Below are 22,070 nucleotides of genomic sequence, written 5' to 3'. Positions count from 1 at the left end.
TGTTTTTTGCTCAATCGGTGTAAGCTGATTGCGTACAAAACGTTATGGCTGAACGACTTCTCTCCCCGCAATGGTGAGATACTTTTTCAGTGTTTCGCTGTCGAGTTCGTCTTTTTTGAAAACGCGAACCGAACCATCAAGGAACAAAGTGACGATTTCGTCCCGGTCGCCGAAGACTGCCTCCGCGAGATCGTCACCAAATAAGTCCCATCGTCTTGGCGAGGACCACGGAGTCGCTTCGTCGGCCGGAGCGATGATGGCAGCAATCGTATTGGAGGTTCCATCGGTGACATCTTTGACCGTTCGGGGTGGGCCATCCCCGTCCCAGAGCGATCCGGGAAAAACGGGAAAACGAACCGTGGTCTTTGCCGCACCTTCCTGATGGCGTGAATCGACTCGGTAGGTGGGGATGATGATCTTTGCCAGTTCAAAATTGTGCTTACTGTCCCAGGGCTGACCCAACCGGAATTGACCGTACATCGCAAGTTGTTCCAGGTGCGGGAGGATGCAAACTCGCAAACTGAGCAACTCCCGGCCATCGCGATCCACAAAACAGCGCGGCGGAAAATGCCCATGGTATTCATGGTAGGCGTGAAGGGCTTTTCCCAGTTCGCTCAGTCTCTCGATCTCTTGACGCCGAACCGAGGCCCGTTGTGCTGGACCGACTGCCGCCTCGATCGCATCGGTCGAGGCGGTCACTTTCACCGCAAAACCATCCTTCGTTACTTCAAGTCGTGCTGCCAAATCCTCTCGTTGTGCAATCCATTGATCGACAATCTCCTTCGTGCGAGACGCAGCGTCGCGACTTCGATTGAAGATCGTGACTTGCACTTGGGGTAGCGGCGGCATGTCCCAGGAAACCGTGACATGTACCAGATCCTCGAGGAGCTGCTTGGGTGAAAACTCGACCGGGCTCGATGAAGGTGCGGTCTCGGGCCAGTACGCCAACAGCTCTCGCCTCGCTTCGGTCGGCAACTCGAACACTGCCTTGTGATCGAGTGATTCCTTCCCGCTGCTTGACAGCGCCAAGGAAACCAAACGGGTTTGTTTGTCACCTTGATATCGATCGATTCGATCCAAGGACACCGCGGGGCCAATCAAGACAAGATCCTCATGCTTGCGTGTCGAAAGCGACAACGCTCCCGGCAGCAACTGCATCACGACGGAGGCCAACCCTTCAACCGCCAGCGGATTGTCGCAGGGAATGACAATCACCGGCCCTCCATCCACAAGCGTACTGGTTCCGATGATGGCATACACATGCCCAACCGAGACGCTGCGAAGCGGTTTGATGATCCCGTCGAGCATTTGGGTCAGCTCCTTTCCCTCCCTCACCGAAACCATGCTTTGGTCGACAAACCAGCCAATCGCCGCTGCGACATCGACTTGAGCAAGGTCGACGTCGACAAGGATCGCCGAGGAGGGGCGAAGTGCGACGGTTGCCGGATGAAACACACGTCGGGATTCCTCGACATCATTGATGAGCGGTCCGCGAGTGAGTTCAGCGTCTTGCCTGATTTGTGCGGTCGAGGGGTTTGCAGTCACGCTGAACATCAACGCAAGGGTTGTTATCAATAGCCACTTCATGGTCCGCTCCTTGCAGGTGTCAGTTCAATTTGAATGGATGTTTCCTCGTCGCCCACCCAGCGTGGACTTCGCGTCATCGTAGCGGTCGTCCGGGATGTCCGCGTGTAACCGAACGGTTCTCGTGAAATTGCATCGTTCCAAGCGGGGACAACCTGCAAGGCGTTGAGCGTCGTTGGCAGTTCGCCGGCAAACACCGCATGCATGCGAATGGCTTCGATAGCACACAAAAAATGATGCGATTGAATCGACCGCCGAGCGGCACGCCGAGCAGGTACGGCGGCAGGAATCAACATCTGCGAGACCATTAAGGCTGGATCCGTGAAATCGCCACGTTGCCTAATGGCGGCTTCGGCATTGTCGCCAAATCGATCCCAGTTTTCGTCACCCAAGAGTGTCCATTTTACCCAACTATCGCGCAGCCGAAGGACTCGAAGCTGTGTCGCCAGCAGCACCGCTTCGGAAGTGGATATCGCGTTTGCTGCCTCCTTCCATCGCGGCGTGGATGCGAGTGTTTCTCGAGAAGATTCCTTCAGCACAACGGCGTAGAGTCCCGCCAGAAGGTGTGCTGTGTTGCGATCGTAATTGCCAAATTCACTTGGTACCGACATTTTACTGGCCTGCTCCGCAATCTGCTTGATTCGGTCACGAGCGGCTGCCTCGCCGATCGAAGGATGCAGGGACGCTTGGTCGGCCATGAAGTATCGAGAGAGCAAGACGGATTCAAACTCGATCGATGTGCGGATTTCAAACAGGTCGTTTACGGGAATCGAGGCGAGTGCCCAGTAAAAATTCGGACAATCGGTACGTGTGATCGCTTCTTCGATTGCATTGAGTCCAAGCGAAGCGATGGCGTACCCGATCAAACGCCCAATCAACAAGTCATTGCTCTGACCCGCTACTTCAGATAACCGAAAACAGAGCCGACAATCCTTTGCGAAATCATCCCAACGACTTTCCAAGATCGCTAACCTCATCCGCGCCGCAAGCATCCAACCCAGCACGCGCATCTCTTGATACTCCGGCAACACCATTTGCACCCTTTCCCTGGCACTGAGATCCTGCATCCGCAAATCATACTGCACGGACATCAAATTCTCGGCGCGCTCCAATTCACCAAGGGGTTCGTCAGCATAGGTCGCAACAAACTCGCGAAGCTCTGCGATCGGAAGCTCATCAATCGACATGGCCGAGAACCGGACGAACACCTCGTTATAGTGCTGAACCGCGTTCTTTTTGCCGAACTTCTGTGTGGTCAACAACACCGCGCGACTGACAAACGGCATGGGATTCCCGGCGATTCGGTTTTCGGGCGCCGGCCAAAATCGATAACGCATCGCCGGATCGGGTTCAGCCGCTGGCGATAAGTGCAATCTCTTGATCGGGGATTCCGAATGCCGCGGCGCCGCGTCCGTAGCCGACTGAGTTGTTTCAAACGCCGGCGAGAGCATGACTTGAGCCATGGCCGCCTCACCTCGGAACGACAAGATCATCAACAAACTCACAAGCGGTATCAGGTTTGTCTCGATGGGATCATTCTCCGTGAATGCGGGTAGGTAGAGAAAAGGTCGCGTGCCGCAGGAATGTCATCGCGCGGTTAACTCCGAAATGGCAGTCAGATCGCCTGCATACAGACGAGGTTGCGACGGTCCCGAAGGACCTGGTTCTGTTAGGCTTGGTTGAAGCGGGGCGATCTCGGACAAAATGCGATCCGGATTCATTCTCCAGTCCACGTTACCATGAAAGGCGGTCAATCGGTCGTGGGGTTGAATTGGTGTTCGCTTCCTTTCCGATTGCACGGCCCTCGCAGTGACGAACGGATCGGGTTGAGGTAGGTTGAACTCCTTGGACGCAACGTCCCGTGGCCCGTTTGCGACGATGATGTCCCTTTCGTCTGGAGCCAAAGCAGCCGTTTTTCCAGACCAATAAGCTGCTGGAACAGAAATCATGCCGATAAGGACTGCCGCCACCGTTCTTTGCCAATGCGAGACCGGTTGTCTTGTCGATTGAGCCCCTGCGGCAAAACCAGCCTTGAAAAACAGTTCATTTGCATTGATCTTCGTCGCCGATGGACTCATCTGTTGCATCGATCGGACGAACCCTCGGTCGTCAGCATCGATTTCGTCATCGAACATTTGTTTTCTATTTTCCATCGTTCGTCTCATCGGAAAGCTCACCTCAGCTTGTGGCATTGCAGCTTCACCGAAAGCTGCTGAGGATTGTATTTCTGTTTCAGCAGTGTCATGCCTCGCTCGAAAGCACGATGAGCGGAGGCGCGGGACAGACCCAGAGCGTCGGCAATCACAGCAAAGGTCATGTCACCCCATATCTTCATCACGATCACCTCACGCTCAGGTGTCGGCAAGGTGCGCAGCGTGGCCGTCACCTCCGCGGCGTCGAGTCGATCGATCGAGCAATCGGCGGACTCTGCGAACCAATCGTCATGTTGGGTCGTGTTTTCACGCCTTTTTCTTCTCGAAGCACTTCGGTGCCAGTCAATCAATTGATTTCGTGTCGTCCGAACCAACCAGGCGAGCGGATCGTGCGGCAGCTTGGCTTGGACTGCCAAGCGGACAAAAGCCTCTTGGACAGCATCCTCGGCCAAGCCACTGAACCCAGGCTCGCCCATCGACCGAGCGATCAGCACCAAACGATCACCGTGGTTGCGCCAAATTTCGTCAAGCTGCTTCGTTTCAATCAAAGGCCCGGATTCTATTTCGTCGTGAATGGGCAACCATCCTCTCGCAGCCCCGTGACAGCGATGTTGGCTCAGCTGCCGATAAGCTGACTCATTCGAACCAAGGACGCCACCGAGACGCCATTGTCTCAGAAACAGAGAGGCGAATTCTGCGGTTTTGTGAAGGTGGGCAGCCCTCACGGCGGAAAACATGCCGTTTTAGGAGAAAAAAGGCGAAGCCCAGCCATTCGCACCGCTTCCGCAAGATGTCAAACTTGCATAATCTTGAACATCGGGTGTGGGGGACGCGTACACTCCCTAAATTAAAGATTGCTCTCTCTTCCTTAAACGCTGCCTTTCTGTGTCGCTCTGGACTTCCCGAATCGCTCTGATTGCCTATCTCATTGGTGGGTGGTTCTTACCGGCGATGCACCATCATCTGCATCATCGCGATGTCCGTGATGGGCTGTCGGTCGAATCGGTGCCAACGCCTGCGGGATGCACTGCCCATCATGGCTGCTGTGTCCACGCCGCCTCGACGGATGCTCGTGCTGACGCAGCGACTCTGCGAGGCTCGGAAACCCACTTCAATTGCGAGCTGCAACTCATCCCGTCCCGTGAATCGGTTTCCTGCGATGGATTGTGTGCACTTTGTGCAGCAAGAACGCTTTCGGGGCGAGCGTTCGATTTTCTCCTCTGCGGAACGAGCCAGCCACAAGTCACGGCATCCGCTATACTGCGGGAGCCTCCTTTATTACTAGCTCAGGTTCGCGGCAGTCAGTCTTCTCGGGGGCCGCCGGTATTGGTTTGAAGCAACGATCTCACTTCATTCTTTCAATCACCGCATTTTTCCTGAAAAGAGTCTTTATCATGGACAATCGATTTCCTATGCGCCGGCATCAAGCGTTTGGTTTTACCTTGGTTGAGTTGTTGGTCGTTATTGCGATCATCGGCGTCTTGGTCGGGCTGCTCTTGCCAGCGGTCCAGGCCGCTCGTGAAGCTGCTCGCCGGATGAGTTGCAGCAACAACATGAAGCAACTCGGTTTGGCCGTTCACAATTATCACTCCGCCTACAATCAATTGCCGATGCACGGCGGTGGCACGTGGGTCGACGGCACACCGATCGGCAGCAATCTCACCAATCGAATGGACTTGTCGATTTGGGTTGCTTTGACCCCTTTCGTTGAACAGCAAGCATTGTGGGAGCAGATCAGCAGTCCGATGAACCATCCCAGTGGGACGCCCAATCCTTGGCCATCGATGGGGCCAGAGACGGGCGAAGAGTCCTACACGCCCTGGATGACCGAGATGCCGACGCTTCGTTGTCCCAGTGATCCCGGATATGGTGCGCCGTCGATGGGACGCACCAACTACGCCGCGTGCCTAGGGGATTCCATTCATTACATGGATCAAGGTCCTCTGGGCATCCTAAGCGACACCACCGTGACGCTAAGTAACTTAGCCGCCCACGGTCAACAAGCGCGAGCGGCGTGTCGCGGTGCCTTCATTTCACATGACACGACTCGCTTCCGTGATATCTTGGATGGGTTGTCGAGCACCGTTCTATTGGGCGAAATCGCAACCGATCTGGGCGATCGCGACATTCGCTCCATCCCCGCACTCGGTAACGATTCGGGAACCGAATCCGTTCGAGACGAGCCGGACTTGTGCCAACACGAAGGCTTCGTGGATCCGAGTCGACCTCAATTCTGGATACCCGGCGTTCCACCCAACTTGGCTGCAGTGAATGCAGGTCGTGGATTCCGTTGGGCGTCGAGCGGTGCTGCCTACAACGCCGTCAATACGATTTTGCCACCGAACCGCGAACTCTGTTTTGACGGCCCGACCGCGAGCAGTACGGGGACCGCCACGATCAGCAGTCGACACCAAGGTGGCGCGCATCTGGTGATGGGCGATGGCGCGGTGGTTTTTATCACCGATTCGATTGAATGTGGCGACATTCATCACGGAAACGTTTGGTTGTCAGGGACCGGCAAGAGTAGGCCGGGCTCGAAGAGCCCTTACGGGTTGTGGGGGGCGCTTGGCACGCGAGCCTCGAAGGAAGTGATCGGAACCGATTTCTGATCGGAACCAGCGAACCGAGTGGATATTCGATACGATGGTCTTTCGAGACCATCGTTTGTTTTTGATTGACTCCCTTTCCGTTTCTTCGAGATTCGCGATGTATCCGTCCGTTCTTCGGCAGACGCTCTTGGCACTGATCATGTTTGGCGTTCTCCCCAACACCCTGCTCTTGCTGTGTGGGCAGGATTCCCTTACGGAATCGCAAATCAAGCGGTCGCTGCACAACGCGACTCGCTTCATGGCCGAAACCGTTTCAGACCACGGAGGCTATGCATGGGTTTCCAGTGCCGACGGAGTTCACAGTCATGGCGAGGGCGTTGCAGGCCAAGACCGCGTCTGGGTTCAGCCGCCGGGAACGCCGGCGGTCGGTATGGCCTTCCTGCAAGCGTTCCGAGTGACGCTTGATCCTGTGCACCTTGATGCCGCCAAGGATGTGGGAGATGCGCTCGTTCAAGGGCAACTGCGGAGCGGTGGCTGGGGCTATTCGATTGAGTTTGATCCCACCAAACGAGAGTCGATTCCTTACCGCGTGGGGCCAAATGGAAAAACGGAATCGATTGCCGAGACGCCACAGCCAGGAGGTTGGGATGTGTGGAAACAACGCAAATACGGCGAAAACAAAACCGTCTTGGACGACGATACCACCGCAGCCGCGATTCGGTTCTTCTGTCAATTGGATCAGACGCTTGAGTTTAAGGATGCCGGGATCCACGATGCGGTGGAGTATGCTCTGCGATCGTGCCTAAGTGCTCAGCACCCGATTGGCGGCTGGAGTCACAACTACGATCGCTTTCCGCTTGAACCACCGAGTGAACGTTTTTATCCAATCGTGCGGGCAGGTTATCCTGAGTCGTGGGACCGAACATGGACGAAGGACTTCACGGGGTGTTACGTGCTCAACGACTGCATCTCGCTTGATATGATCGACGCGATGTTGCTGGCTGCGGATGTGTATGACGATCCTCGGTACCGGCAAAGCGCCCTTCGCGGCGGTGAGTTTTTGTTGCTTGCGCAAATGCCTGATCCGCAGCCTGCATGGGCCCAGCAATACAACCGCGCAATGCAGCCGGTATGGGATCGGAAATTCGAACCGCCTGCTATTACGGGCTTTGAATCTCAGCGCGTGATGAAGACGTTGATGGACCTGTATCAAGAAACGAAGGACCAACGCTTTCTCGATGCGGTTGGACCCGCGATTGATTATTTGAAATCGTGTCGGCGAGAGGATGGCAAGTTGGCTCGCTACTATGAATTGAGGACCAATCAGCCCATCTACTTTACCGTGGATTATCAAATGACGCATGATGATGCGGACATGCCGGACCACTATTCCTTTGTTGTCGATTCCGACTTAGAACAAATCGAGCTTCGGTATCAGCGGTTGGTCGATGGCAGAGAACCGGCTGCGATAGGGAGGCCTGATGGCAATCAGGTTGCCGAAGTGGTTGGGCGGCAAGCGTCGAGCGGAGCATGGCTCCTTCCAGGCTATGTTCGCGATGCTGCAGGCAAGAAGCTCGTGCCTACCGAAGGCGTTGTTCACTCCGACGAATTCATTCGAAACGTAGACCTGCTGAGTCGCTTTCTTAGGCCGTAACGCTACTCGAAATTTGTTTCCGTTACACCACGGGCATTGCTTGGCAATTTCCCGGTCACTGTGACTGCCGTGATAGGGTACCTGCCAGGGGCGAATCGCTGATTGGCTTTAGTCATAAAGATACTTTGCGGAAGCACCAAGGTCTCGCCCTGTTGAAGCGCTGAATCGCGATACAAAAAATACTGGCCATTCAGATCGATCGTTAGATTCGGAATGTCAAAGTCCGCCAAATTCTTGATGACGACGACGTCAACCAACACACCGCCCTCGGCGCCAGGCGTTTTCAGAACCTGTCGGTCAAGCATGATCTCAACGGGCAACTTCTTCTCGGCTGCTCTGCCATACAACGTCGCATACAGGCTGAGTCCTGCAAGCGGCGCAATGCAAACGGCAAGCAGTGCGACCGTGAATGCCCTCGAGGAAAGCTGGCGTACCGGCGCGATGCTGCGGGGCGGCTGGTCAACGGCGTGAGTGGGAGGTTGGGACATGAGAGCCGTGTTCGGGGCGTATTGACTTCCAGCGAAAACCATCATCAGAGCAACCGAAAGGATGGACTCCAACATAGAGCAATCGGCGACAAAAAAAAACCGACCAACGACGTTTTCACATCGTTGGCCGGCTATGGAAAATGCTTCGATCGGTCGGCGGCAAAATGGAGCCGCTGGGAGAAACGTGAAAGTCTCAGCGTGCTACTGCACAAGCCTTGAAGTGACTTTGACGAACCCTAAAAATGATCCCTCTGCCGAAATTAGACGACCGAAGCGGTTGCGGGCGCTTATTCAGTTCCCACAACCTTCATCTTAGACTCGCTTAGGCGGTCATCAAGTGAGGATCGGCAAAAGTTTCCTCGTTTGATGAGAGGAAAAAGGTGGATTTGCGAATTGATGTTTTGGCCCTGCCGCAGCGCCCCCCCACGCCTTGGATGCAGGTTCCCATTCCTGCGGCCCGGGCCCTACGCTCGCGATAAAAAATCGCCAGTTCGTGTATCGACCTTCACCCGTTCGCCTTGCTTGATGTATTCGGGCACCTGGACCACCAAACCCGTCTCCAACGTCGCGGGTTTGGTCCGCGAAGTTGCGGAATTGCCTTTAACACCAGGATCGCACTGGTCAATGGTCAATTCGACCGAGACCGGGATATCGATTCCGACACAGGTATCATTGTAGATCAGGGCTCGGATCCCCTCGAGTCCCTCTGTAATGTAGGGTGTCTGTTCCGAGACATCTTCCAGCGGCAATTCGTACTGCTGGTAATTCTCTTGATCCATCAAAAAGATATGCGTTGGATCGCTGTACATGACTTGGACATTTCGGCGAGAAAAGTCGGCTTCCTCGATCACATCCGTCCCCTTCAATGTGATGTCGACTTTGTACTTGGTCATCACATTCTTGCCACGAAACTTGTAGAGCGTCGCGGCGCCGCGAGCCGACGGGGACTGTACGGACATCGATCCAATCAAAACGGGATTGCCTTCAAAGACCACGACGGTCCCCGGCTTCAATTCTTTTGCCAGCATGAAAATTCCTGTCCGCTACGGGGACAGTCCGAACGAGAGTTGGGGATTAGCCATCCGCGGACAATTTTGGATCCGATGCGTTTTTTGCTGCGGCCCGATCGGAACCGCCCGAGAGGTACTTTGCAGCAAAACGACCGAACACCTCGTCACCGCGCGATGCTGTGATAGGAAGAAACAGTGACGCCTATTATTTCATCGCCAAAGCCAATTTCGGAAGCCCTCGACCACAAGTTCTTCTCGTCCAAGACTTTGCCAAGCCAAGAAGGCGACCAAACAAGCCGCTGTGATCAACATCGCGTAGCCATGCAGGTTGCGGGGGCGAGGACTGGTTGCTACCTGTTCTCGTAAATGAGCCTGCAATTGGCTCCAAAAGTGTGGCGTTAGGTTCGGTTCAAAGGCAAAAATCTGCGCATAGTCGGCTCCGGGTTGCCCATCGATTCGCAATCGAACGTTCGCGGTCGGCATCGAGATCTGCAGACGGCCCGGGTCTCCCGTCGCGGCCGCGTCCAACGTCTGAGCCGCCTTCAGCAGCGGCTCATAAATTTCCTGGGCGGACCGCCCGTAGGCGACTAACCTCGGCTTGCTGGTCAAGGCCACCAACAAAACGCACAAAAAGTAAAACAGGGCAAGGGAAACCCACACGTAGGGCCCAAATGCGGACGCCGCCGCGGCCGGAAAAAACAACTCGGCAGGTCCCACGGCGACCAAACCGCTGATTGCGATCCCCAACGCCGCAATGTCGCGGGCTCCGGTCGTCACCAACGGTCGGCCGATCACACGAATCACGCCGAGCAGGATCAAATATCCGATCAACGGCAACAGGGCCAGCAGAATCGTGAACGGGGCATTGGACATCAGCACTCGCCGTCATTATCAGGGGAAGATTTCTTAGAACGCTTCGCGGAATCATCACTCTGGGGCGAATTGCCTTTGCTGGCCAGCTTGGAATCTTGTGAAACGTGCTCGGCAGGGACCGGCACCGACGCGACCAAACAAATGATCGTTTGGCCCGCTTCCGGTTCCAACGGCTTGTCGATGGTATTGACTTGCAATGACCCATCGCTTTTGAGCAAGCAAAGCAATTCGCTGGTGTCATTGTAGCGACGAAGGAATTCGGCGTAGCTGAACGACTCACTCAGTTTTGTGGCTTTGAATTGGGCACCCGCTTCACACATCTCGCGGATCTGCGAAAAGGTCAAGCCATCGCGAAACAACTCGCGTCCCATCAAATTCGTCGTCAAGCCTCGACCCCCCGCAGCGTTCTTGCTGGTGAAGGTCAACTGGTAGAGTTTTGATCGATCAAACAGTCCACGGCTTTCGCGAGTGGCCAACGAATTGACTTCATCGTTAGGTGTCATGGCCAGGAATCGCCCAATCCCCGCCAGGGGCAGTTCCTCTCGAGCATGCTCGTTCAAGATGTTGACACACTCGGCATTCAAACCGGCTAACCGAGCCTGCGACACTTTGTTGTAGTTCGTATCAACCAGCAGCACGGGAATCCCTAAAGCATGAAGTTCGGTGGCGAAGTCGCGCACCCAGCGATCGGCCCCGGCGATCAGCACGCCATTGGATGTTTCATCGGCCAGCCCCAAGAGCTTTGCGATCGGTGATGCCAACATGCCGTAAATCGCCACGGTTCCGACAATCACCAAAAACGTGACCGTGGCAAGTTGGTCCGAACCCGCCAACGTCAACGTTTCCGTATGCCGCTCCATTTCCAACGCAAACACGCTGCTGACCGCTGCGGCGACGATCCCGCGTGGAGCCAATGCCGCAACAAAGGCTTGCTCTCGTAGATTCAAGGGTGAACCGAGCAACGAAATAAACACAGAAAGGGGACGTACCAAGAGAATCATACATCCCAAGAACGCCAACCCTGGCCATCCGATTGCGGCGACATCCTCAATGGCAACCCGAGAACCGAGCACAATGAACAAGCAACCGATCAGCAGCGTTCGCAGATTTTCCTTCAGCTCAACAATGTGTTCAATGTCGAAACGTTTTTGATTGGTCAGCCAAATTCCCATCACCGTCACGGTGATCAGTCCCGATTCGTGAGCCAAGTGGTTGCTGATCGCATACAGCAGCAATGCAAACGAAAGGGTTCCGACGCCGTGTAACGTGTCGGGCATCCAATAACGCCGGAAAATCCCCGTCAAAAACGCGCCACCGGCGGCACCCAGCCCTGTGCCGATGAGTACCGTTTTGGTTAGCATCCAAAAGGCCGACCCAAGATCGGAATGCGCCGAGTGCAGCAGGACATTCTCGAATACCAGCACGGCCAAGACCGCACCGATTGGGTCAATCACAATGCCTTCCCATTTCAGCGTTGATGCAACGCGTCGACTCGGTCGTACTTGTCGTAGCAGCGGTCCGATGACGGTCGGCCCCGTGACGATCAAAATGGCACCCAGCAAAAAACTGAGCGGCCAAGAAAACCCGAGCGTCAAGTGAGCGGCTGCGGCCGACCCGAGGAAGGTGATCAAGGCACCCAGGGTCACCAGCCGAAACGCGGCGCTGCCAGCCTCGCGGAGTTCGCGGAATTTCAGCGACAAGCCGCCTTCGAACATGATCACGGCGACCGACAGCGACACGATGGGGAACAAAAGCTCTGGCCCTGTCATGTCGTCATCGCCACCGACTAACTCTGCTAAGTACGTGTCGGGTTGAATAAAGAAACCCAGCGAGAGACCGAACAACAGCAACAGCAGAATTCCGGGTAGCCCGGTTCGCCAAGCCAGCCACTGGGCGGAAACGCCAAGGGCGGGAATCATCGCCAAGTAGAGCAGTAGGTCCATGCGGCAAGGCTTAACGTCAGGTGTTGAAGAAGTACTTTTTGAAGTGCGAACGGTCACAGCCAAGCGAAACATGGCGATCCGAACTGCACAATGTAGCGGACGACACGGCAATCAATCTAGCACCGCTTTGTCTCCCCAGCCCTACAATCGGACTGATCCGCAAAAATGCCCATGACCGCCGTCCGGATCCGTGAGGTCGAGATCATTGTTTCCGCCACCTTCGCATTGATGGCCCAAGTTTAGAGGTGAGGGAGCGACTCGTCTGATTCCTTAAGATCGTTGATTTGTGAAAGCTATAAATGCAAACCGAATTCGAAACCACAGCCGATGCCTTCTTCGATAGCGAGCTGGAAGGCGATGAACGCCAAACCGGCCAGCCTTGGAGCCTCGGCTCCTACGATGCATCCGACGAAGTGATCCGTCGAGCCGAGAGCACCTTGGACTTTTTGGCCGAGGCAATCAGCGCTGCGGAAAATGTTGCACCTTTAAATCGCTATGACCTGTCGATCATCGTTCCGGTTTTCAACGAACGACAAACTCTACCCAAAGTCCTCGACCGAATCGACGAGGTGATGCCTCGATCCACCGAAGTGATCATCGTTGACGATGCCAGCACGGATGGAACGAGCGAGTGGCTCGCCGACTTGGAACCCCGAGCCAACCGCACGATCGTTCGTCGCAGACGCAACCATGGAAAAGGCTCGGCCATCCGTTTGGCCATCCGACACACGCACGGCGGCGTCGTGGCGATCCAAGACGCAGACCTCGAATACGATCCAGCGAACTTGCTGCGAATCGTTTGGCCGATTCTCGATGGTGACGCCGAAGTCGTGTACGGGTCACGTTACCTTGATGGCTCGACGGACCCTTCGTTGACGCACCGATTCGGCAACTGGATGCTCACCAAACTAAGCAACACCCTGACCGGTCTGCACCTAACCGATATGGAAACCTGTCACAAAGCCTTCGACGGTGACATGCTGCGGTCGATTGATTTGCACGAGTGCCGATTCGGTTTTGAACCCGAAATCACTGCCAAAATCGCCTCGCTCGACGCTCACGTGCTGGAAGTGCCAACGCAATACGATTGCCGCAGTTATCGCGAGGGCAAGAAAATTGGCTGGAAAGATGCCTTTGCTGCCGTCGGGTGCATGTGGAAGTACCGCAAGGGCTAGGGGCCTCAGAACGCCCGTGACACCCGCGGATTCGCACCCCGGTCGCGGTCGTGACGATCGCGGGTCGTCTTTGCGGCAAGCTGAGTGATCAGCCGGCAAACGGAGTCCGCTCTGACAGCCTTAATTGCCTGGCAGCTTGCGGCGATGCGCCAGCGTTTCGCTGGCGGGCAATTCAACCTCGTGCTCTTCTTGGAAACGGCGGCGTTCCACCGCTGTGGCGTAGTAACGCAACCACGTTTCATGGTCTTCGACACATCGCCACTCCAGCGATTTGCCGGGGATATTTAACTTCTTCTCACACGATGGAAGAATGTCACGATAGATGATCTTGTAGAGTTCTCGATCGGACAAGTGATCGGTGAACTTGAGCACCACGTGCTCCGAGTACAGCCGCTCAATCGTATTTTGCAGCAGCCGAGGTAGCGCCGCATCCGAAACAGACTCGGGGGCAGGCAATTGCATCGGTGGATTGAACCAGCACGCAATGGCAAGCGCCGGTGCCCGTTCCCAAGCCAGCATCGAAGCCAGGTACTCATTTTCAGTTTGCAGCGGCATCCGATGCAACGCGTGGCTATCAACCGATTCGTCACGATACGGTTCAAGCTCGTCACGCAAGCGGGCATTCGCCAACATCAGATCGACTTCATCGACGACGGGGCGGCTGGTCTCGCTCATGTCCATAGGTAGGAACGCCTGGAGGTTTGGAAATCTCGAAGATCCGATATGATCGGGCACGCCGCAGTCCGATCCGCGGGGAGCCACCGTGCCCTCACACTGCGAGCACATTCTCGATCGTATCTATCCTGGCGAAGCACTCAACGTGGTTTTGAGCGAAAATGGCCTTTTGGAGACAAAAAGCTGACCCCGACACTCTCCTGATCGTTACGAGCGGAATGTTTTATCAAGAAATCCTATGCAAGCAAAACGTCCGCCGTTTTCAATCCCGTTCTAGGCCGAGCAGGATTCATACAACTGGACGTGCCGATTGACCATTGCCATGACCGTAAACTCCGTCGCGATTCTGTTTTGTGCCGCTTGGGCGAGCCCCCTTGCTCGTTCGCGATCCTCCAGCAAAAGATGGGTTTGTCTCGCCAGATCCGCCGTGTCACCCAGGGGCACCAAGCATCCTGTTTCACCGTCGATCACCAGGTCACGATTGCCTGCAATGTCGGAGGCAACGACGGGTACGCAGGCCTGCATGGCCTCGATCAACGCGTTGCTTTGCCCCTCGTATTGGCTGCCAATCCAAAACGCATCTGCATGGGGAAGCAGCTCCGAAACATCGTCGCGTTGGCCCGCAAAACGTACATGCTCGGGCACCGTTACCGAGTCGCGAAATCGCAATAATTCACCTCGCTGGGGGCCATCACCGAGAATCACCAGCGACGTATCTTGCCGCGTCGTCGCCAACAGTTCCGCGGCCCAAACAAGGTCACGGTATCGTTTCTGAGGCCACAAACGCCCGACCGCCAAAATCAATTTCCGCTGCGGATCCACCTGCAACCTTGCGAACGCTTCTTCACGGTCGATCGAATGATCGCTGCGAGATTCGATGCCATTGGGAATGACTCGAAACAAGTCCGCAGGAATGCCGTGGGATGCGTAGAACTCGACAACTCCGCTGCTGTTGGTTGTAATCGCTTTGGTGAAGCTTGCCAAACGTCGGTCGATCCAATGATGTGCTGCCGTTTTCCAGGGATCCACGCAACGTTCGCTCGCCAAGATCCGTGGCACGCCCGCAAGCTTTGCCGCCGCACGGCCAAAGCTGTTGGCCGCAAAGATCCAAGTATGAACAAGGTCCGGTTTCAATCCGACCAAACACTTTCGCAACCTCAGCAGTGCGGTCGGGTCGGCTTTGAACCGTTTTCCAATGACCGTGACAGGAATGCCCGCGTCACGCAGCCGTTCGCTGCGTGGGCCATCCCGAGTCAACAGCACCACGTGGACGTCGAATCGGTCGCGTGGAAGGTTCTCCGCGAGCAAGCACAATTGTTTTTCTGCCCCACCACGGTCCATGGTGGGGATGATGTAGACAATGCGCGTCGTCATGATGCCGCCTCGAAGGAAGGATTGCCAGGTCGGTCGCTGAGACCACGTCGCCGTTGTTGCTGGCGTAGGTGGTGAATCAAATCCACGTAATCAGCGATCGCTTGGCTGTGAGGCCGCGTGCGGACCAAATCTCGGCGCAGCATCCGAGCTCGTTTGCGGGCGTCAGGCAAATGATCCATCACACTACGAATCGCCCCACGCAGCGATTTTGCCTTGCCTTTGGCGAACCAAGTCACGTTTTCGACCTCGCTGCCATCGTTGCAAGCCGCCGCGGGGTCTGCACCCGGTTGGGATTGACCCAACAGGGCCCGAACCGTCGGTGTTTCGACTGCCACGATCGGGATTGCGGCGGCAACGGCGGCCGGCAACGAAAAATCGAGACCCGTTTCCGCTCCTTGCACATACAAGTCTGCGGCGATCAACAAGTCGCTCGGGTCGACAAAGGAGCCTGGCATGGCGATGGAATTGCGCACTCCATCCGCCCGCATGAAATCATAGAGCGATTGCCGTGTCGGCCCGTCCCCAATGAACCAGATCCGAACATCGGGGTTTCGAGTGACCAAGTAACGGGCCGATTGAGAAAGCAGTCCCATCGGGCCATCGCGTTCCATACGCCCGAGACAGGCGATGACCGGTGTGTCGGGCATCGTCGACAGATCAGAATTGAGCTTCCCCAGTCGAGTTCGCGCCGCTTCGCGTGAATCGTCGGCTGTGCCGGTCGAGTTGGCAAATCCAATTTCGATCCGCCTTACCCGCTCGGTTGGGATGCCGCTGCTGATCAACAACCGCTGAGTGGCGGCGTCTTTCGCGATGATGAAATCGGCCGACTTGGCGGCCACACCGCAGCGCCGTGCCGCCCGAGTGGTTTGCCACCAAAGCGGATCACCATGCTCGGCCCAACCACCACTGATCAAAATCGTCGCCACGCCGACCGATTTCGCTGCATCAACGGCAGCCACGGACTCTTCACGAATCGAGTCGACTAAAATGACGTCGAAGGAACGGCCATGCTCCTTCAACCACGACGTCACATGCCGCACGTAACGCCCCATCGACCAATCGCTACGTGGCGCCGCGGCGGGCCGATGCACGGGAATCTCGCGATATTCAAACCGCTCGGGCCACGTCGCAGCGTAGCGAGGTGAAAGGACTTCGACATGCACCCCGCTGCGGTGAAGGCCGGTCGCCAATTGACACAGAAACCCTGTGCTGTCATACGAAGCCGACGGCCAAAAATGCCGGCCAACGAGAAGGACTCGCAAAGGTGGATTCACGGTTGTTGTTCCGACGCGGTCGCTTCAATTTCAGCCGGCTCGAGTACGGCTAAGTAGGGAAGATTGCGGTACATGTCTAAGTAATCAAGCCCATAGCCGACCACAAACTCATCAGGGATCTCAAATGCCACGAAGTCGGGCCGCAGCTCCACGGCGTGGTCACGCTGCTTGTGAAGCAACACCGCCGTTTTCACGCTGTTTGCTCCAAATTCAATCATCATCGAGCGAAGCCGATCGAGTGTCTTGCCGGTATCAAAAATATCATCCACCAACAACACATCGCGTCCACTGACATCGATCATCATTTTCGCGTCAACATGCAGCTGTCCCGACGTGGTACCGCCACGATAGCTGGACGCTTGCACCACGCCGACCCGTTGAGGCATCGATAGCCGGCGAATCAGATCCGCAAACAAGACCAAACTGCCCGTCATCACAGCAATGACCGTCAAATGCCGCTGGTTTCCATAGTATCGGTCAATTTCATCGGCGAGCCCATGGACCCCCGTGGTCAATTGAGTCTCGTCGAGCAGAACACGCATGGAGGATTCCCTTCGAACACTGTCAATTTGGGAGGTTTGGGGTTGGATTGCCTACGGATCGATTTGAGCCGAACGGACCAATTGTAGTGAGCCGAAAAAGGGTGTGAGGCTTCTCGAGCGCATTGCACGCCCTGTTTGCTTCATTTTCCCGAACTTGTTCCACGGATCGGGATGGCTCGACCGATACCGCCCGAGCAGTTCCCCTTCCGCTTGACCGAAGTACAGACCCCTCGCATGACAAATTCTCAACGTTTGGCTATGGTCCGAAATCGTCTCAGACGCTGGGTTGCGGAGCAACACGGCGGATCGACCGAAGAGAATAGCACGTCAGGAATTGTATCGGAATCGATGCTGATTCGCGAAGGATTTTTTTGTGGCCGAAGTTTCGAGTTGACCGATCATCGCGCGATTTGGTTCATCGAGGAAGACCAACTGAAAATCTACTCGGACGCGGGGAACTTGGAGTGCGTTTTCACCGGCAGCGAGATTGACACGGTCAACAAGGATCACGACGAACACAGCGTGATCCGTATGCACTCGCCGACCACCCTCGGACCAAGCGCAGCGGATCAAGACCTTCGCCGAGCGGCGTAAGAAGCCGCCTTGAATCCAAGAAAGGGCCTCGATGCCGGACGAACCAGGCACCTCGGGTGATGCCCGGGATCGTACCAACCCGCGAAGCTTGAGCCAGCGAGATCGTCTCGCTATTTGCGATCGAGCATCTCTTTGAGTCGGTTTTCAATGATTTCGTCGCGGCGAGATTGACGTTGACGCATCCTCTCTTCAATATCGCTTAGCTTTCGCGAAAGCTGTTCCGCTTGGGCCTGCTGAAGCCATTGGCGAACGTTGAATGCCGACAACAATTGCTCGCGGATCTTGAGCTCAAGTTGCTGCTTTTCGGAATCGTTCTTTGAATCGATCGATTTCTGCCGAAGTGACTCCAATGCCACTTCTGCCTGTTGCAGGGCTTCTCGTTGCATTTCCAATTGAGTGGTCAAATCAACGAGGGTGGGCGTCTCCATGTCACTTCCCATCATGCCACCACCGTAGCCGCCATCCATGTCACCGCCGCCATACATCATGTCCATGCCTCCGTACATCTCACCGCCGTCAGACATGCCATACATGTCCCCCATGCCGCCGTACATGCCATCGCCATACCCGCCCGCATGTTGGGCTGGGGGCGGTGCATTAAAAAGTTCGATTTTGGGGTTTTCGGCATCCAGGGCTCGAGCTGCAGCAGCTGCTTTGGTGAGAACGGCGAAGTCGGGTCGTCCGAGTCGGACGGGGACACGGACAAATGCAGTCTCCTTCGCGTTGACTTCGGAAAATGGAAAAGACACCCTATCCGACCTCGAAGTGCGTGGAGTTTTTTTCGCGGTTTCTTCGGGAAACGGTTCAAACCGGACATCGGTGATCCCAAATCGGATCGCCTGAGCACGAATCCGAGTGGTAAACTGATCGAGTTCCTCCTTGTCCCACTTTTGGGGATAGCGACCTTGCGCCGAGATGCCGGCGTCGGTTGGTAGCGGAGTCTTCAAGTCCACGTCGATTGCATCTTGTGAAATGGGGAGGCTTGCACCCCCAGAAACGCTTGCTGCGCGGGACAATTCATACGCGTCCAGGAAAGGTTTCTCACCTGATTTCAGATTGGGACCGAGCAGGATTACGAACTTCACTTCGACCCCCCTGCCGACCTCGCCATATCCTGAACCATAGTCGTCGCCACCCATTTCATCACCACCGTCGTATCCTCCACCGCCCATTTCACCAGCGCCTCCATCTTGTGCAACCGATGTCGCCGGAGTCAGCAGCAGGATCCAAATCGACAGTGCGGTTGTGGCAATAGAGGTCGACATCAACGGCCGACGTGTCAGGATGGTTTTCATCATAGGTTCTCGCCTTGTAGAAAAGAGTTTGTGGTAGTTCACGTTGCCGTTCACCCCGACACGATACACTCGACTCTCGGGCTCCCCTCTCCCCACTTGGAGGTCGTGCAGTTATTAAGTTGTGACTGCTGCAGTGTTGAGGTATCCAACCACCCCTGCCCGCGTAGAGGTCGTGCAGTTTTTAAGTTGTGACTAATACAGTGTTTAGGTATCCAACCACCCCTGCCCGCGCAGCGGGAGGGGTCGAGCGCAGCGAGGGGGAGGGCCGGTATAGAAACAGTGCTGGAATTTCATGTTGTAATCGCAGCCCGTTTTCCCTCTCCCTCGCTTAGGCTCGACCTCTCCCAGAGGGGAGAGGTAAATCTTGTAAGTCTTTTTCAATCAACAACTTAAAAACTGCACGACCTCCGTAGCGGGAGGGGTCGAGCGCAGCGAGGGGGAGGGCAACCGAAAACCCTCTCCCGGCGTATAGACGCCGACCTCTCCCAAAGGAGAGGTAACGGTACCGTAATCTCTCGATAAGAAACAACTTAAAAACTGCACGACCTAAAAATGGAGGAGAAGGGAGCCAGAGACGCGTTGTGTCGATACCAATGCTTCGAGGAGAAAGAAGATCGAATGCTATGCGTTTGTTTCACTTTCCGAGTCGGACGCTCTCTAAAGCGGGAACTCCGACGTCTCACCGAGTAGCTGATCAATTTCATGGCTCAGTTCGCCAAGTTCTTGATCGACGTCGTCATCCCAAACGGCTGGCGGTAGGGGAAGAGCTGTAGGGTTCGACGTCGACCCGGCTGGCACAACCATCGGCCCGATGGAACTCTCACTCGATTCCGTTTTCCAGTGCGGGCCCAGCCACACCATCGCGTTGGCGAGCGTTGCCGCCGTCAAGACGGCGTACAAAACCTGTCGCTTGCCTTTTTTATTCATCGGTGTCCTTAGCGATGGGGGTAACGCTTCTACCGTCGGTTGTTGGACATGAGCCAAGCATTGTCGAAGCAGGGTCGCGACCTCGTTCACGCTGCCGTATCGCTTGGTGGCCTCTTTGGACATCAACTTCGCCGTCAACCGGTCCAACCACTCCGGCACTTGCGGATTCTCCAGCTGCATCGATCGTGCAGCGAGGTCGGTGACCTTTCGCAGAATGCCGTAGCTGGTTTCACCGCGAAACGGGGGATGCCCGACGCACATCGCATAGATCACGCTGCCGAGACTAAACAGGTCGCTGCGAGCGTCGACCGCCTCACCCCGTGCCTGTTCGGGTGACATGTATTGCGGCGTTCCAGCGATAATGCCCGACCGCGTGACGGTCGCATCATCCACCGCTCGGGCCAAGCCAAAATCGGTCAACATGGCCCGATCGACTCCTCGTTCGAGCAAGATGTTTGCCGGCTTCACATCGCGGTGGACCAGACCTTGGCCGTGAGCGGCAGCGAGTCCCTCGGCGACTTGCAGTGCAATTCGTAGCACATCCACCGTGGCGAGCGCACCGTCGCTATCGATTCGCTGCTGCAACGAGTGGCATGCGACATAGGGCATCACCAAGAAAGGCAACGATGACTTTTCATTGACCGATAAAATCGGCATCACGTTCGGATGGACGATCGCCGCCGTTGCTTGTGCTTCACGCAGAAATCGTTGCCGCGCCACTCCGCTGGTGGCCAGATGTGGAGCCATCACTTTGATCGCCACAGGTCGATTCAGCTCCTCTTGGAATCCCTTCAGCACGATCCCCATGCCGCCGAATCCGATGACCGACAGGACTTCGAATTCGCCAAGCTGACCCATCGAATCTTCACGGTTGCTGGGCTCCAAAAAACTGATCGCGAAATCCGTCGGCGACTGGGCATATTCGACGGGATAAACGGGTTCGTTGGTATCTGGATTCTCACAGCATTCGATCAGCCGAGATGCGGAGTGAGTCCCGAGCGAGCGATGGGATTGGGCTTCCACTCGCAAGGCATGTTCAATCGAATCCCAATCACCACCGCAGGCGAGTCGCTGCAGTTCGACTCGGCACACCTCGCACTCGCTGAGGTGATCGCGGGTGACCGATTCTTGATCCTCCGACAATTCACCGATCAGCGAAGCGGACAACGTTTCAGGGTCGAGATGGCTTGTTGGCGAACTCATCGGTCCATCACCTCGCTCACTTTTTCGCGAATCCGTTTCATGATCCGGCCGCGTGACATGTAAATGCTGCCGGCGGAAACCGACAACGTCTCAGCCACCTCCGCAACCGACCGACCTTCGATCATCGTTTCCCAAAATGCAGTCCAACTGGTCTCCACAAATTCCGCTTTGACTTGTTCAGCAGCCCAAACGATCAATTCATGCTCGTACTGTCTTGCCAGCGCCGGATCGGGCTGGTCGGCACATTGAGCGAGAGCTTCGAACGCATCGGTCCCTCCCGCGGCAGCAATTTGGCGACGTTCGCGAGACATGTATTTGATCACGACATTGCGTGCGACGCGATTGATCCAGCGACGGAACGATGCATCGTGATCGTCGTCTTGCCACGAATCGATCGAACGAGCGATTGCGGCCAGGACTTGATTGGTGACGTCAGGAACATGCGATTTGGGAACCCCACGTCGTTCGACCAAACGCATCAAAAACGATTCATAGACCGATACGAATTCATGCCACGCGTCCTGATCCCGCTGCTTTTTCAGTTGCAGGATCAAGCTTTGGCGAGTTTTCGGCTGATTCGGTGTTTTGTTGGGAAGGTTCATCGGCGTGTCCTATTGTAGAACAGTCCGCCCCAAGGCATTGATCTAACGGCTCAGGAAGGATTTTTTTTGATTGCGGTGCCGCGGATCGCAAGATCACCGGCGAATTCCGCAAAAAGTCGGTAGCGGAAAAGTGGATTGTCAGGTTTAATTCATTG

General features: G+C 55.7%; 19 protein-coding genes. 4 read left to right on the top strand and 15 right to left on the bottom strand.

Annotation, left to right across the window (positions count from 1 at the left end; genetic code table 11):
• Nucleotides 1–42 precede the first annotated feature (42 nt).
• The 4 genes from Poly41_RS24980 to Poly41_RS24965 form a co-directional block, all read right to left on the bottom strand.
• Nucleotides 43–1,587, bottom strand: coding sequence for a DUF1559 family PulG-like putative transporter (locus Poly41_RS24980; protein WP_146530056.1), 1,545 nt, complete (start codon nucleotides 1,585–1,587; stop codon nucleotides 43–45).
• Entirely contained in the window at nucleotides 1,584–3,077 is a 1,494-nt protein-coding gene (locus Poly41_RS24975; RefSeq protein ID WP_146530055.1) for a hypothetical protein, read from the bottom strand. The genes Poly41_RS24980 and Poly41_RS24975 overlap by 4 nt, the downstream gene beginning before the upstream one ends.
• Nucleotides 3,078–3,170: 93 nt before the next feature.
• The gene (locus Poly41_RS24970; protein ID WP_197231612.1) at nucleotides 3,171–3,737 is read right to left on the bottom strand and encodes a hypothetical protein; all 567 of its coding nucleotides are present in this window, start codon (nucleotides 3,735–3,737) and stop codon (nucleotides 3,171–3,173) included.
• Nucleotides 3,738–3,757: 20 nt separating this feature from the next.
• Nucleotides 3,758–4,285, bottom strand: coding sequence for an RNA polymerase sigma factor (locus Poly41_RS24965; protein WP_197231611.1), 528 nt, complete (start codon nucleotides 4,283–4,285; stop codon nucleotides 3,758–3,760).
• An 846-nt stretch (nucleotides 4,286–5,131) separates the two neighbouring features.
• Between Poly41_RS24965 and Poly41_RS24960 the strand changes: the two genes are divergently transcribed.
• Both Poly41_RS24960 and Poly41_RS24955 read left to right on the top strand, forming a co-directional pair.
• Complete coding sequence (locus tag Poly41_RS24960) at nucleotides 5,132–6,346, top strand: DUF1559 domain-containing protein (protein WP_231615912.1); 1,215 nt, start codon at nucleotides 5,132–5,134, stop codon at nucleotides 6,344–6,346.
• 97 nt (nucleotides 6,347–6,443) lie between these two features.
• Nucleotides 6,444–7,940, top strand: coding sequence for a pectate lyase (locus tag Poly41_RS24955; RefSeq protein WP_231615911.1), 1,497 nt, complete (start codon nucleotides 6,444–6,446; stop codon nucleotides 7,938–7,940).
• Nucleotides 7,941–7,942: 2 nt separating this feature from the next.
• Here Poly41_RS24955 and Poly41_RS24950 read toward each other — a convergent pair whose 3' ends face one another.
• The 4 genes from Poly41_RS24950 to Poly41_RS24935 all read right to left on the bottom strand — a co-directional run bounded on the left by Poly41_RS24950 (nucleotide 7,943) and on the right by Poly41_RS24935 (nucleotide 12,254).
• On the bottom strand, nucleotides 7,943–8,428 hold the full coding sequence (locus tag Poly41_RS24950) for a hypothetical protein (protein WP_146530049.1): 486 nt from the start codon (nucleotides 8,426–8,428) through the stop codon (nucleotides 7,943–7,945).
• Nucleotides 8,429–8,892: 464 nt separating this feature from the next.
• Nucleotides 8,893–9,456: an elongation factor P gene (locus tag Poly41_RS24945; RefSeq protein WP_146530047.1), complete on the bottom strand. Its 564-nt coding sequence runs from the start codon at nucleotides 9,454–9,456 to the stop codon at nucleotides 8,893–8,895.
• A 192-nt stretch (nucleotides 9,457–9,648) separates the two neighbouring features.
• Nucleotides 9,649–10,311, bottom strand: a complete 663-nt coding sequence (locus Poly41_RS24940; RefSeq protein WP_146530045.1) for a hypothetical protein — start codon at nucleotides 10,309–10,311, stop codon at nucleotides 9,649–9,651.
• Nucleotides 10,311–12,254, bottom strand: a complete 1,944-nt coding sequence (locus tag Poly41_RS24935) for a cation:proton antiporter (RefSeq protein ID WP_146530043.1) — start codon at nucleotides 12,252–12,254, stop codon at nucleotides 10,311–10,313. The genes Poly41_RS24940 and Poly41_RS24935 overlap by 1 nt, the downstream gene beginning before the upstream one ends.
• A 299-nt stretch (nucleotides 12,255–12,553) precedes the next feature.
• On the opposite strand from Poly41_RS24935, the gene Poly41_RS24930 reads away from it, so the two are divergent.
• The gene (locus Poly41_RS24930; protein WP_146530041.1) at nucleotides 12,554–13,429 is read left to right on the top strand and encodes a glycosyltransferase family 2 protein; all 876 of its coding nucleotides are present in this window, start codon (nucleotides 12,554–12,556) and stop codon (nucleotides 13,427–13,429) included.
• A 120-nt stretch (nucleotides 13,430–13,549) separates the two neighbouring features.
• Here the strand turns inward: Poly41_RS24930 and Poly41_RS24925 are convergent, their stop codons facing one another.
• The 4 genes from Poly41_RS24925 to hpt form a co-directional block, all read right to left on the bottom strand.
• Nucleotides 13,550–14,110 (bottom strand): hypothetical protein, encoded by a 561-nt coding sequence (locus tag Poly41_RS24925; RefSeq protein WP_231615910.1) that lies wholly within the window; start codon nucleotides 14,108–14,110, stop codon nucleotides 13,550–13,552.
• Between the two features lie 267 nt (nucleotides 14,111–14,377).
• Nucleotides 14,378–15,478 (bottom strand): glycosyltransferase family 4 protein, encoded by a 1,101-nt coding sequence (locus Poly41_RS24920; protein WP_146530039.1) that lies wholly within the window; start codon nucleotides 15,476–15,478, stop codon nucleotides 14,378–14,380.
• The gene (locus Poly41_RS24915) at nucleotides 15,475–16,752 is read right to left on the bottom strand and encodes a glycosyltransferase (protein WP_146530037.1); all 1,278 of its coding nucleotides are present in this window, start codon (nucleotides 16,750–16,752) and stop codon (nucleotides 15,475–15,477) included. Before Poly41_RS24915 ends, Poly41_RS24920 begins: the two co-directional genes overlap by 4 nt.
• A complete protein-coding gene (gene hpt, locus Poly41_RS24910; protein ID WP_146530034.1) occupies nucleotides 16,749–17,294 on the bottom strand; it encodes a hypoxanthine phosphoribosyltransferase in 546 nt (181 codons plus the stop codon). Before hpt ends, Poly41_RS24915 begins: the two co-directional genes overlap by 4 nt.
• Nucleotides 17,295–17,528: 234 nt before the next feature.
• Between hpt and Poly41_RS24905 the strand changes: the two genes are divergently transcribed.
• Complete coding sequence (locus Poly41_RS24905; RefSeq protein WP_146530032.1) at nucleotides 17,529–17,888, top strand: hypothetical protein; 360 nt, start codon at nucleotides 17,529–17,531, stop codon at nucleotides 17,886–17,888.
• A gap of 110 nt (nucleotides 17,889–17,998) precedes the next feature.
• Here Poly41_RS24905 and Poly41_RS24900 read toward each other — a convergent pair whose 3' ends face one another.
• The 3 genes from Poly41_RS24900 to Poly41_RS24890 all read right to left on the bottom strand — a co-directional run bounded on the left by Poly41_RS24900 (nucleotide 17,999) and on the right by Poly41_RS24890 (nucleotide 21,915).
• The gene (locus tag Poly41_RS24900) at nucleotides 17,999–19,186 is read right to left on the bottom strand and encodes a hypothetical protein (RefSeq protein WP_146530030.1); all 1,188 of its coding nucleotides are present in this window, start codon (nucleotides 19,184–19,186) and stop codon (nucleotides 17,999–18,001) included.
• A 654-nt stretch (nucleotides 19,187–19,840) separates the two neighbouring features.
• Nucleotides 19,841–21,313 (bottom strand): serine/threonine-protein kinase, encoded by a 1,473-nt coding sequence (locus Poly41_RS24895; RefSeq protein WP_146530029.1) that lies wholly within the window; start codon nucleotides 21,311–21,313, stop codon nucleotides 19,841–19,843.
• Entirely contained in the window at nucleotides 21,310–21,915 is a 606-nt protein-coding gene (locus Poly41_RS24890) for an RNA polymerase sigma factor (protein WP_146530027.1), read from the bottom strand. The genes Poly41_RS24895 and Poly41_RS24890 overlap by 4 nt, the downstream gene beginning before the upstream one ends.
• Between the last annotated feature and the right edge of the window lie 155 nt (nucleotides 21,916–22,070).

The sequence above is a fragment of the Novipirellula artificiosorum genome, assembly GCF_007860135.1.
GTDB classification, from domain to species: domain Bacteria; phylum Planctomycetota; class Planctomycetia; order Pirellulales; family Pirellulaceae; genus Novipirellula_A; species Novipirellula_A artificiosorum.
The sequence above is the reverse complement of the archived record's forward strand: the minus strand, read 5'-3'. Positions and strand labels throughout refer to the sequence as shown.

Coding starts and splice junctions, on each gene's coding strand:
- Poly41_RS24980 (WP_146530056.1), bottom strand. CDS start 1,587: ATGAAGTGGCTATTGATAACAACCCTTGCGTTGATGTTCAGCGTGACT.
- Poly41_RS24975 (WP_146530055.1), bottom strand. CDS start 3,077: ATGATCTTGTCGTTCCGAGGTGAGGCGGCCATGGCTCAAGTCATGCTC.
- Poly41_RS24970 (WP_197231612.1), bottom strand. CDS start 3,737: ATGGAAAATAGAAAACAAATGTTCGATGACGAAATCGATGCTGACGAC.
- Poly41_RS24960 (WP_231615912.1), top strand. CDS start 5,132: ATGGACAATCGATTTCCTATGCGCCGGCATCAAGCGTTTGGTTTTACC.
- Poly41_RS24955 (WP_231615911.1), top strand. CDS start 6,444: ATGTATCCGTCCGTTCTTCGGCAGACGCTCTTGGCACTGATCATGTTT.
- Poly41_RS24950 (WP_146530049.1), bottom strand. CDS start 8,428: ATGTCCCAACCTCCCACTCACGCCGTTGACCAGCCGCCCCGCAGCATC.
- Poly41_RS24945 (WP_146530047.1), bottom strand. CDS start 9,456: ATGCTGGCAAAAGAATTGAAGCCGGGGACCGTCGTGGTCTTTGAAGGC.
- Poly41_RS24940 (WP_146530045.1), bottom strand. CDS start 10,311: ATGTCCAATGCCCCGTTCACGATTCTGCTGGCCCTGTTGCCGTTGATC.
- Poly41_RS24935 (WP_146530043.1), bottom strand. CDS start 12,254: ATGGACCTACTGCTCTACTTGGCGATGATTCCCGCCCTTGGCGTTTCC.
- Poly41_RS24930 (WP_146530041.1), top strand. CDS start 12,554: ATGCAAACCGAATTCGAAACCACAGCCGATGCCTTCTTCGATAGCGAG.
- Poly41_RS24925 (WP_231615910.1), bottom strand. CDS start 14,110: ATGGACATGAGCGAGACCAGCCGCCCCGTCGTCGATGAAGTCGATCTG.
- Poly41_RS24920 (WP_146530039.1), bottom strand. CDS start 15,478: ATGACGACGCGCATTGTCTACATCATCCCCACCATGGACCGTGGTGGG.
- hpt (WP_146530034.1), bottom strand. CDS start 17,294: ATGCGTGTTCTGCTCGACGAGACTCAATTGACCACGGGGGTCCATGGG.
- Poly41_RS24905 (WP_146530032.1), top strand. CDS start 17,529: ATGACAAATTCTCAACGTTTGGCTATGGTCCGAAATCGTCTCAGACGC.
- Poly41_RS24900 (WP_146530030.1), bottom strand. CDS start 19,186: ATGATGAAAACCATCCTGACACGTCGGCCGTTGATGTCGACCTCTATT.
- Poly41_RS24895 (WP_146530029.1), bottom strand. CDS start 21,313: ATGAGTTCGCCAACAAGCCATCTCGACCCTGAAACGTTGTCCGCTTCG.
- Poly41_RS24890 (WP_146530027.1), bottom strand. CDS start 21,915: ATGAACCTTCCCAACAAAACACCGAATCAGCCGAAAACTCGCCAAAGC.